Below are 9,991 nucleotides of genomic sequence, written 5' to 3'. Positions count from 1 at the left end.
TGCTGGGCGCCGACCGCACCTCGGCGCGTCCCGCCGACCCCGATCCGCTGCGGTTGCTCGAATCGCGTTTCGCCCGCGGGGACATCGACACGGAGGAATTCCTGGCACGCCGGCAAATGCTGGCGCAGTCATTCGGCGCAGCCGAGACCAGCGCGCGGCAGGACCACGTGGGTGACTGAGCTGAGCCGCCGGTCCTTCATGGTCGGATCGTTACTCGCCGGCGCCGGGGTGATGGCGGCCTGCGCCGGGTCGGGGTCACTGGGCGGCGCACCCGTGACGGCGTCGTCGCCGATCGTGCGTCGCCTCGAACAACAACGACGGCTCCCCGGCCAGCAGGTGGTCTCCGCCCACCTGACACCACGCCCGGTCGAGGTGGATCTGGGCGGGCGTATCGTCTCGACCTGGGGCTATGACGACAACCTGCCCGGACCGCTGATACGTGCGCGGGCCGGGGATCTGCTGCGGGTGCAGGTCGACAACCGTCTGGCGGTGCCGACGAGCGTGCACTGGCACGGTATCGCGCTGAGCAATGACATGGATGGCGTGCCTGGGCTGACCCAAGATCCGATTGCCGCCGGTGCGGCGTTCACCTACGAGTTCACCGCGCCACACCCGGGCACGTACTTCTACCATTCCCATTCCGGGCTTCAGCTCGATCGGGGCCTGTACGGTGCCCTGGTCATCGACGACCCACGCGAGCCCGGCGACTACGACCACGACTGGATCGTGGTACTCGACGATTGGCTCGACGGCGCCGGCCGAACCCCTGACGACGTGGCCGAACAGCTCGGCATCGGCAGCACCACCGCCGGTGGGACCGGTGACACCGGTATGGACCGGATGGACCACGGTTCCATGGGCGGCATGGATATGGGCGAGGAATCCATGCTCTCCCCACTGCTCGGCGTCGCCGGAGACGTCACCTACCCGCACTTTCTGGTCAACGGCCGGGTCCCCATGGATCCCATGGTGTGGACCGCGACACCGCGGCAGCGCGTACGGATCCGGTTCGTCAACGCCGGCGCCGACACCGCCTTCCGCGTCGCCCTCGGCGGTCACCGGATGAGGGTCACCCACACAGACGGCTTCCCCGTCACACCCCGCGACACCGAAGCGCTGCTGATCGGCATGGGCGAACGGTTCGACGTGCTGGTCACCCTCGGCGACGGCGTGTTCCCACTGTTCGCGCAGGCAGAAGGCAAAAACGGGCACGCACTGGCCATCGTGCGTACCGCCGCCGGTACTTTGCCGCCACAAACCCGCCCCGACGAACTCGACCGGCAGGTGCTGCTCGGCGCCGACCTGTCACCGCAGGAACAGGTGCGCCTGACGGCCAAGGACAACGACCGCTACCTCAGCGCCGACATGGGCGGAACCATGTCGCCGTATCGGTGGACCCTCAATGGCCGCGCCCATCCCGACATTTTGCCGCTGGAGGTGCGCGAAGGACAACGGGTGCGGATGCGGTTACGCAACATGTCGGACATGTTCCACCCGATGCACCTGCACGGCCACACCTTCGCCCTCGTCGACGGCGGGGTCCGTAAGGACACTGTCACGATCCGGCCGATGCGCACCGTCGAGATCGAATTCGACACCGACAACCCCGGACAATGGGCCCTTCACTGCCACAACGCCTACCACCAGGAAGCCGGAATGATGACCACCGTCTCCTACCGGACCTAGCCCGAAACCCGCCGTAAGCCAGTCACAGCCCGGCCAGCCGGACCAACTGTTCGGTCGCCATTCTCGAGGAAGGGATCCACTGATGAAGAATGCGAAGAAGACCCTCGCTGTCGGTGCCACGGCGCTCGCGGTGGCGTTCACAGCGGCCGCATGCGGGGACTCCGACACCGGCACCACCGCGACACCATCGACCACCACACTGTCGGCCGCACCCTCTGCCACCGAGAACACCGCCGCCCACAATGCGGCCGATGTGATGTTCGCGCAGATGATGATCCCGCATCACACCCAGGCCATCGAGATGAGCGACATGCTGCTGGCCAAGCAGGACATCCCCGAACCGGTGACCGCCCTCGCCCAGCAGATCAAAGCCGCCCAAGGACCGGAGATCGACCAACTCGAAGGCTGGCTCGGTCAGTGGGGCGAACCCACTCAGATGCCCGGCGATATGCCAGGACACGACATGCCGCAAATGACCGGGCCCGGGATGAGCGGCATGAAGGGAATGATGAGCGAGCAGGACATGCAGGCCCTGTCCGATGCACAAGGCACCGAGGCCGCCCGGCTTTTCATGAACCAGATGATCGCCCACCACGAGGGTGCGATCGATATGGCGCAAACCGAAATCGAGGACGGACAGTTCTCCGACGCTGTGCAGATGGCCCGCACCATCGTCGACACCCAGCAGCAGGAAATCGACACCATGCGCCAATTGCTGACCACCCTCTAGGCCGAGCTCGCTCGACTTCTCATCGCCCACAACCAGGAGACTTCGATGTCGCATCCCGAGCACCGGCATCCCGCCGAGCACGACCACGGCATATCCACGCAGAGCCCGCCACCGGATCCGCAGGATCGGCACGCCGGCCACGGTGAGCACCTGGCCCACGTCGGCCACGACACCCCCGCCGGACACGCAGGCCACGCCCAGGGCGGTGGCCACGATCGCCACGCCGGGCACGGGGCTCACGGGGAGATGTTCCGACGCCGGTTCTGGATCAGTTTGCTGCTGGCAGTACCGGTCGTCGGGTTCAGTCACATGGTCGCCGAACTGCTCGGCTACCACCTGCCCGACTTCTCGGGCGTCTCCTGGATTCCCCCTGTCCTGGGCACCGTGATCTTCCTCTACGGTGGGATGCCATTCCTCACGGGCGGCTGGACCGAGCTGCGGTCTCGCCGGCCCGGGATGATGCTGTTGATCGCGATGGCGATCAGCGTCGCGTTCCTCGCGTCCTGGGTCACCACTCTGGGCCTGGGCGGTTTCGAGCTCGACTTCTGGTGGGAGCTGGCGCTGCTCATCGTCATCATGCTGCTGGGGCACTGGCTGGAGATGCGTGCACTGGGCTCGGCATCCAGCGCGCTCGATGCCCTGGCCGCAATGCTGCCCGACACCGCGGACAAGATCACCGACGACGGCGCCACCGAAGAAGTGCCGCTGTCGCAGTTGTCCCTCGGTGATCTGGTGCTGGTCCGGGCCGGGGCGCGGGTGCCCGCCGACGGCACGGTCACCGAAGGCCGCGCCGAGGTCGACGAATCGATGATCACCGGCGAGTCCAAGACCGTCACCCGCGATGTCGGTGACACCGTGGTCGCCGGCACCGTCGCCACCGACAGTGCCGTGCGGGTGCGGATCACCGCCGTCGGCGAGGACACCGCTCTGGCCGGCATCCAGCGGATGGTCGCCGACGCCCAGGCCTCGTCCTCACGCGCGCAAGCGCTGGCGGACAAAGCCGCGGCCTTCCTGTTCTATTTCGCCGCTACCACCGGCGTGCTCACCTTCGCGATCTGGGCGCTACTGGGCAATCTCGACGAAGCCGTGGTGCGCACCATCACCGTTCTTGTCATCGCGTGCCCCCATGCCCTGGGGTTGGCGATCCCGCTGGTCATCGCGATCTCCACCGAGCGCGCCGCCAAAGCGGGCGTACTCGTCAAAGACCGGCTCGCACTCGAACGCATGCGCACCGTGGATGTGGTGCTGTTCGACAAAACCGGCACCTTGACCCAGGGCCAGCACCGGCTCACCGGGGTCACCGCCACCACCGGCACCAGCGAAGAACACGTGCTCGCCCTGGCCGCGGCCGTCGAAGCCGACAGCGAACACCCCGTCGCCCGGGCCATCGTGGCCGCGGCCCACCACCGCGTGCCCACAACCGAACAGCTCACTGCCACCGACTTCCGGTCCCTGCCCGGTCGTGGGGTGCGCGCCCTCCTCGACCGCACCGAAGTGTCCGTCGGCGGCCCGGCCATGCTCGGCGATCTGCGGCTGTCGGTGCCCGAGGACATCACCGCCGTCACCCGTGCGTGGGTGCGACGCGGCGCCTCGGTGCTGCACCTCGCCCACGGTGACCGGGTACTGGGCGCGGTCGCCCTCGAAGACGCCGTCCGCGACGAATCCCGCGCAGCCGTCGACGCTTTGCACGCCCGCGGGGTGAAAGTCGCGATGATCACCGGCGACGCCCGCCAAGTCGCCGACGCCGTCGCCGCCGACCTCGGCATCGACGAAGTGTTCGCCGAAGTACTACCCGAACACAAAGACGCCGAGGTCACCGAACTACAGCGCCGCGGCCACACAGTGGCGATGGTCGGCGACGGTGTCAACGACGCCCCCGCCCTGGCCCGCGCCGACGTCGGCGTCGCGATCGGCGCCGGCACCGACGTCGCCATCGAATCCGCCGGAGTGGTACTCGCCGCGAACGACCCCCGCGCGGTGCTGTCGATCATCGAACTGTCCCACGCCAGTTACCGGAAAATGTGGCAGAACCTGCTCTGGGCCACCGGCTACAACGTCATCGCCGTACCGCTGGCCGCCGGTGTGGCGGCCTTCGCCGGCGTCGCGATCTCACCCGCCGTCGCCGCGGTGCTGATGTCGGTGTCCACCATCGTCGTCGCGCTCAACGCCCAACTGCTACGCCGCCTGGACCTCGACCCCGCCGAACTCACCCGCACCTGACCCGAACACACGCGACCCGCCCCGAAACGAGCCTTACCTCATGCGGAGATCACCCGCGAGCCCGTGGGCACGTGCCCTCGTTCCACTCGCCACCCTGGCCGTGCTCACCGGCTGCACCACCACCGGACAACCCGCCTCCACAACGGTTCCGACGGCACCGTCGCCAGTCCCCGGCGTTGGGTTGACGCCCGCGCTCGACCATGTCCATGGCCTGCACCTCACCGCCGACAACACAGTGCTGGCCGGTACCCACACCGGCCTCTTCGCTCTCGCCGCAGACGGGCGCACCGCCCGAGTCGGCGACTCCGACGACGACTTCATGGGACTGACCGGGCGCCCGGGCACCAACCATCTGTTCGCCTCCGGACATCCGGGCCCATCGAGCTCGGCAGCCAACCCCTTGGGACTGATCGAAAGCACCGACGGCGGCCACACCTGGACACCGAAAGCCCTGACCGGAGAAGTGGACTTCCACGCATTGGCCACCCATGGCGACTTCCTGATCGGATCCGACGGTCTCACCGGCCTGCTCACCTCCACCGACACCGGCACCACCTGGAAGAACGGACCCACGGTGACCGCAACCGCCCTCGCCGTCACCGCAACCGGTGTATGGGCCGCGACCGCCGACGGCCTGCAACGCAGCACCGACGCGGGACGGACCCTCACCCCTGCTCCCGACGCCCCACAGCTGGTACTGCTATCCGCCGGGACAGACGGCTCATTGTGGGGCATCGACACCACCGGCACCGCGTGGCGCAGCCGCACCGGCCAGACATGGGAACCCCATACCGTTATCGGCCCCGTCGAAGCAGTCCTGGCGGTCGATTTCGACACCGCCTACGCCGCAACCGCACAAACTCTCTATACGTTGAACTGACCAGTTCATGGGTGTCAGGGCCACCTCTGACCATCCATTCGGTCGCTTTCACCGAAGCGACTGCTGAAGCTGCCCGGCGGGGTTCTGCTGACCAAGAACTACACCCAGGGTACCTCGGCCAGTTGGGCGTATCCGAATGTTCACGGCAGCATCTTGTGCACTGCAAACGATTCCGGTGTCCGGACCGGCACGCCGCATTTGTACGACCCATACGGGCAGAACATCGACCCCGTGACCGGGATCATCGGTGACATCCCGATCCCGGCCACTGCTGAGGGCTGGATGGACTTCGGTTGGCTCGGACAGCACACCGTCCCGGTCGAACATGTCGGCTCCCAACAAGCCTTGGATATGGGGGCACGCACTTACCTCTCGGTCCTGGGGCGGTTCGTACAAACCGATCCGATCGTCGGAGGATCCGCTCACGGTCTCGGTCAGCCGATCGACCGCCGCGTATAGCGCGGTCGCCCGCTCGTCCAGGTCGAGGCGGCGGAGACTGTAAGAACAACGGTGTAACTCTGAACGGAGATGCACCACGATGACCGATGTGATGGAGAACAACGCCGACAGTGGTTCGGCGAGTGAAGGATTCGATGATCGTCAGTTGCAGGCGCTGGTGGCCCAGGCGCGGGCTGAGGGCCTGCAGTTGACCGATGAGGGTGGCCTGCTGGCGAGGTTGACCAAGCTGGTGGTCGAGTCCGCGCTCGAGGGTGAGATGGACGACCACCTCGGCTATGCCAAGAACGATCCGGCCGGCCGTGACGGCGGCAATTCCCGCAACGGGAAACGGGTGACCGTGTTGACCGAGGCCGGGCCGGTCCAGATCGCGGTGCCCGTGATCGGGACGGGGAGTTCGAGCCGAAGCTGGTTGCCAAACGCCAGCGTCGCCTGACCGGGATCGAAGACATGGTGATCTCGCTGTCGGCCAAGGGGCTGACCACCGGTGAGATCTCCGCGCACCTGGCCGAGGTCTATGGCGCCGAGGTGTCCAAACAGACCATCTCGACCATCACCGACCGGGTGCTCGATGGCATGGCCGAATGGCAGAACCGGCCCCTGGACAGCGTGTATCCGGTCGTATTCATCGACTGCATCCATGTGAAGATCCGGGCTCTGGCGCACTCTTCGTGATCCGGATCGGTGCCAGGACTCCATGGGTCGCCGATTCGAATGGTAATGATGGCAGACGTGTTCAGATGATCTTGTTCGAAAGTTGTTGCCACACTTGCGCGATCTGGTGGTCGGTGACATTCACGTTGCAGGCGAAGCGGTAGTCGTCGAAACTGCGGTCGGCGCGGTGGTGGCTCGCTGTCCGAGGTGCGGATCCGGTTCCGCGCATGTGCACTCCCGCTATCAGCGGCGGCTGGCCGACGCTGCTATCGCCGGACGCCCGGTGGTCTTGCGGCTGGTGGTACGGCGCTTCTTCTGCATGAACAACGGCTGTCCGGCGCAGACTCTTGCTGAACAGGTTGCAGGCTTGACGGCGAAATGGTCACGGCGGACCAGCCCGTCCACGTCGATGCTGGCCACGATCGGAGTGGAAATGGCCGGTCGAGCCGGTGCTCGGCTGGCACACCGCTTGGGGTTGTCGACCAGTAGAGACACATTGATTCGCCTGGTCCGTCGGCTGCCGGACCCACCGGCCGTTCCCATCGTCGTCTCGGTGTCGACGATTTCGCCATCCGTCGAGGACACCGATATGGGACCGTCTTGATTGATCTCGAGACGCGACGTCCGGTCGACCTGATCGACGGCCGCGACGGCGACGCTCTGTCCAACTGGCTTTGCAGCCGCCCGCTGCCTCGAATCATCTGCCGCGACCGAGCTGGTGGTTATGCCGAAGGCGCCCGGCAGGGCGCCCCGGATGCCCTACAGGTCGCTGACCGGTTCCACCTATGGCAGAACATCGGCCAAGCTGTCGAGAAGGACCTCTCGACCATTCGCCGTGATCTCGCCGCCGACCTGGCAGCGGAGAACAACTCCCAGTGTTCCAGCCAGCCACCACCGGTCATCGACCACGTCGAGCTGAAGGTCGTCAGACGCTTCCGGGAGCATCACGCGGCGGTCCACCAGCTGCTGCGGCAGGGCCTCAGCAAGGCCCCCGTCGGCCGTGAGCTGGACTTGCATCCTGCGACGGTGCGGAAGTTCGCCAACGCTGCGACGGTCGACCCGTTGATCGCCAAGAACCAGCAGCGGTCGAGCATCCTCGACGGTTACCGCGAACACTTGCACCAACGCTGGAACGACGGCATCCGCAACGCGGCCCAGCTCACCCGCGAGATCGCCGAACAGGGCTACCCCGGCACCGAGCAGCAAGTCCAGCGATATCTCCGCCGATTCCGCACCGGAACAGGTCAAATCGCTGTCACTGCGCCAAAGCCACCATCGATCCGCAATATGACACGCTGGATCATGACCGCCCCCGACAACCTTGCCGACGATGACACCGCCAGCCTGCACCGACTCCGGAAACGAAGCAAAGACCTCGACCGGCTGGCAAACCATGTCGCCGACTTCGCGATCATGATGACCAGGCTCGAAGGACACCGCCTCGGCCCCTGGATCGACACCGTGGAGAAGGACTCGTTGCCAGCACTGGCCTCCTTCGTTGCCAGCACTGGCCTCCTTTGCCCGCAACCTCCGCCGCGACATCGACGCTGTTCGCAACGGCCTGACACTGCCCTACAGTTCCGGCCCGATTGAAGGCCAGGTCAACCGCATCAAGATGCTCAAACGCCAGATGTTCGGACGGGCAAAGCTCGACTTTCTCCGCAAACGAACGCTGCTCCAGATGACCTGAACCTCCCTCACGAAAAGTGCGCCAGAGCCAAGATCCGCGATGGGCAGGTCGCCAACCGGCCCATCTACATTGCTTCTGCTGGAACGTAATGCCGCGCTCCGGGAGAAGGTGGTCTCCGCATAATGCCAGTTCATCGAGCCCCGCGCCTGGCGGCGACGTCCGGCGAGAATCTCAACGCCCCCGATCCCGGCAACCGAGGATAAATCCTCTTCCCCGCGCCTGGCGGCGACGTCCGGCGAGAATCTCAACACACTCAAGCGTTGGCGGATCACACTGCTCGGCATCCCCGCGCCGGGCGGCGACGTCCAATGAGAATCTCACGTCGAGGTGCCAATCCAGCGATTGGTCTCGGTGGTGGTGACGCCGTCACCACCGTCGAAAGACGCATGCTGATGACCTGCGGCGTTGACGCCGTCACCACACGGAGGTTAGCTTTGGTCCTGAAATGGCACGAACGGTCGTGAAACGGCTGTTGACCTGCGGTGAGAGCCCCGCCCAGATCGCTGACCTGGCATTGCCTCGGTGTGGAGTCAGGGGTTCGAGTCCCCTTAGCTCCACTCGAACGAGTAAAGGTCCGGCTTTCGAGCCGGACCTTTACTCGTTTCGGCCACCACCGCCGCTTTTTGGACTCATCGTGTCGCCGTTTCGACACGACAGGAGTTGCGCATACCCACATCTCGCCCGTGGCCTCGTAAAGACGGGACCGTCCGGTGGCAGGTTCCTTTCCACTACTACGACCTCGACCGCGTCCGGCGGATGTCCTCGGAATCCTTCGGTTACGCCCAGGCCCAGTGGTGGGCCGATCTGATCGACCGGATCGGCCTCGACGCGGCCGTCGAACAGCGCCCGGCACCACTGCTGCCGTTCAACCCGTGCGCGGGGATACGGCTGCCGCGTCACGACGACACCGAGATCGAGATCTTCGACAACGACGAATGGGAACTGTTCGAGCAACTGCTCGGGCAGCGGTGGGGCACCCAGGCCGGGTTCGGCCTCGTCCCGATGGCCCGCCCCGGGAAGATCGGCGAGCTGCAGGTCCGGACGTCAACCCCGTCACCGGCGCGGTGCGCATCAACAAGGCATGGAAGGACGGCGGCGACCGCCTGAAGCTCGGCAAGCCCAGGTCCAGCCGAGGAATTCGCACCATCAACATCCCACTGCAGACCGTGGAACGACTGGACCTGTCCCGGCCGGGCGACGAGTTGCTGTTAGCGGGACCGGTCTGTCGAACAGTGCGCCTTGGCTGCCGATGTCGGCACAGGTCATGGAGGAGGCTGCCGATTCGGTCAGCTGCCCAAGAATTGGGGACTGCGCTGTGTCGGGCCTTGTCTCTATCGTTCGGGAATGGCGGAACTCCCGAAGCGATCGATCCTTGTCCGCACCTGGTTCGGTGACGACCACGCATGGCGGTCTCTGGTGCGGGAGATCATGACCCCGAGCAGAGAGGGGTTCCTGGCCTACGTGACTCTGGTGAACGACCCGGCGTTCGCGGGCCTGGACCCCGAAGCGTTTCGGGCGAAGCATCCGGGCGGGGTGAATCGCCCCGGTGAGTCCGGAGACCTATCGGTGTGACAGCCCCGCCGTTGGCTGGGCTGGTTGTTGAGCGTAGTGGGCGGCCTCCATTTCCGCTGGTGGGATGTCACCGCAGTACCGGTAGAGGCGGCGGTGGTTGAAC

Annotated in this window: 12 protein-coding genes and 1 pseudogene; 12 read left to right on the top strand and 1 reads right to left on the bottom strand. The window is 65.9% G+C overall.

All coding sequences use genetic code 11. The features are described from left to right. The first annotated feature begins 2 nt into the window (after window positions 1-2). The 7 genes and pseudogenes from QH283_RS30200 (at window position 3) to QH283_RS18395 (ending at window position 6,647) form a co-directional block, all read left to right on the top strand. Entirely contained in the window at window positions 3-179 is a 177-nt protein-coding gene (locus tag QH283_RS30200) for an SHOCT domain-containing protein (protein ID WP_348538288.1), read from the top strand. Beyond that, window positions 172-1,686 carry a multicopper oxidase family protein gene (locus tag QH283_RS18420; RefSeq protein WP_280504230.1) on the top strand — a complete coding sequence of 505 codons (1,515 nt, stop codon included), beginning with the start codon at window positions 172-174 and terminating at the stop codon, window positions 1,684-1,686. Before QH283_RS30200 ends, QH283_RS18420 begins: the two co-directional genes overlap by 8 nt. 82 nt (window positions 1,687-1,768) lie before the next feature. Beyond that, complete coding sequence (locus tag QH283_RS18415) at window positions 1,769-2,416, top strand: DUF305 domain-containing protein (protein ID WP_280504229.1); 648 nt, start codon at window positions 1,769-1,771, stop codon at window positions 2,414-2,416. A gap of 45 nt (window positions 2,417-2,461) precedes the next feature. Then, window positions 2,462-4,636, top strand: a complete 2,175-nt coding sequence (locus QH283_RS18410; protein ID WP_280504228.1) for a heavy metal translocating P-type ATPase — start codon at window positions 2,462-2,464, stop codon at window positions 4,634-4,636. A 40-nt stretch (window positions 4,637-4,676) separates the two neighbouring features. After that, window positions 4,677-5,516, top strand: a complete 840-nt coding sequence (locus QH283_RS18405) for a F510_1955 family glycosylhydrolase (protein WP_280504227.1) — start codon at window positions 4,677-4,679, stop codon at window positions 5,514-5,516. A 231-nt stretch (window positions 5,517-5,747) separates the two neighbouring features. Continuing rightward, entirely contained in the window at window positions 5,748-5,975 is a 228-nt protein-coding gene (locus QH283_RS18400; RefSeq protein WP_280504226.1) for a hypothetical protein, read from the top strand. 79 nt (window positions 5,976-6,054) lie between these two features. Next, window positions 6,055-6,647: pseudogene (locus QH283_RS18395) on the top strand (transposase). Between the two features lie 61 nt (window positions 6,648-6,708). On the opposite strand, the gene QH283_RS18390 reads toward QH283_RS18395, so the two are convergent. Next, window positions 6,709-6,855, bottom strand: coding sequence for a hypothetical protein (locus tag QH283_RS18390; RefSeq protein ID WP_280504225.1), 147 nt, complete (start codon window positions 6,853-6,855; stop codon window positions 6,709-6,711). Here QH283_RS18390 and QH283_RS30345 point away from each other — a divergent pair. The 5 genes from QH283_RS30345 to QH283_RS18365 all read left to right on the top strand — a co-directional run bounded on the left by QH283_RS30345 (window position 6,814) and on the right by QH283_RS18365 (window position 9,888). Next, entirely contained in the window at window positions 6,814-7,230 is a 417-nt protein-coding gene (locus QH283_RS30345) for a transposase family protein (RefSeq protein WP_432420747.1), read from the top strand. The two genes, QH283_RS18390 and QH283_RS30345, sit on opposite strands and share 42 nt — an antisense overlap. Then, entirely contained in the window at window positions 7,122-8,219 is a 1,098-nt protein-coding gene (locus tag QH283_RS18380) for a transposase (RefSeq protein ID WP_280504231.1), read from the top strand. Before QH283_RS30345 ends, QH283_RS18380 begins: the two co-directional genes overlap by 109 nt. Further along, window positions 8,134-8,316, top strand: coding sequence for a transposase (locus QH283_RS18375; protein ID WP_432420746.1), 183 nt, complete (start codon window positions 8,134-8,136; stop codon window positions 8,314-8,316). Before QH283_RS18380 ends, QH283_RS18375 begins: the two co-directional genes overlap by 86 nt. Window positions 8,317-9,072: 756 nt before the next feature. After that, window positions 9,073-9,423: a hypothetical protein gene (locus QH283_RS18370; protein ID WP_280504223.1), complete on the top strand. Its 351-nt coding sequence runs from the start codon at window positions 9,073-9,075 to the stop codon at window positions 9,421-9,423. Between the two features lie 237 nt (window positions 9,424-9,660). Next, window positions 9,661-9,888 carry a DUF6924 domain-containing protein gene (locus tag QH283_RS18365; protein WP_280504222.1) on the top strand — a complete coding sequence of 76 codons (228 nt, stop codon included), beginning with the start codon at window positions 9,661-9,663 and terminating at the stop codon, window positions 9,886-9,888. Window positions 9,889-9,991: the final 103 nt, after the last annotated feature.

Source organism: Nocardia farcinica (genome assembly GCF_029867845.1).
Taxonomy (GTDB): Bacteria; Actinomycetota; Actinomycetes; order Mycobacteriales; family Mycobacteriaceae; genus Nocardia; species Nocardia farcinica_A.
This window is presented reverse-complemented; position numbering and strand designations above follow the sequence as displayed.

Excerpts from the sequence above, each read along its gene's own strand:
- QH283_RS18415 (WP_280504229.1), top strand. The coding sequence starts at position 1,769 with ATGAAGAATGCGAAGAAGACCCTCGCTGTCGGTGCCACGGCGCTCGCG.
- QH283_RS18410 (WP_280504228.1), top strand. The coding sequence starts at position 2,462 with ATGTCGCATCCCGAGCACCGGCATCCCGCCGAGCACGACCACGGCATA.
- QH283_RS18405 (WP_280504227.1), top strand. The coding sequence starts at position 4,677 with ATGCGGAGATCACCCGCGAGCCCGTGGGCACGTGCCCTCGTTCCACTC.
- QH283_RS18390 (WP_280504225.1), bottom strand. The coding sequence starts at position 6,855 with ATGCGCGGAACCGGATCCGCACCTCGGACAGCGAGCCACCACCGCGCC.
- QH283_RS18370 (WP_280504223.1), top strand. The coding sequence starts at position 9,073 with ATGTCCTCGGAATCCTTCGGTTACGCCCAGGCCCAGTGGTGGGCCGAT.
- QH283_RS18365 (WP_280504222.1), top strand. The coding sequence starts at position 9,661 with ATGGCGGAACTCCCGAAGCGATCGATCCTTGTCCGCACCTGGTTCGGT.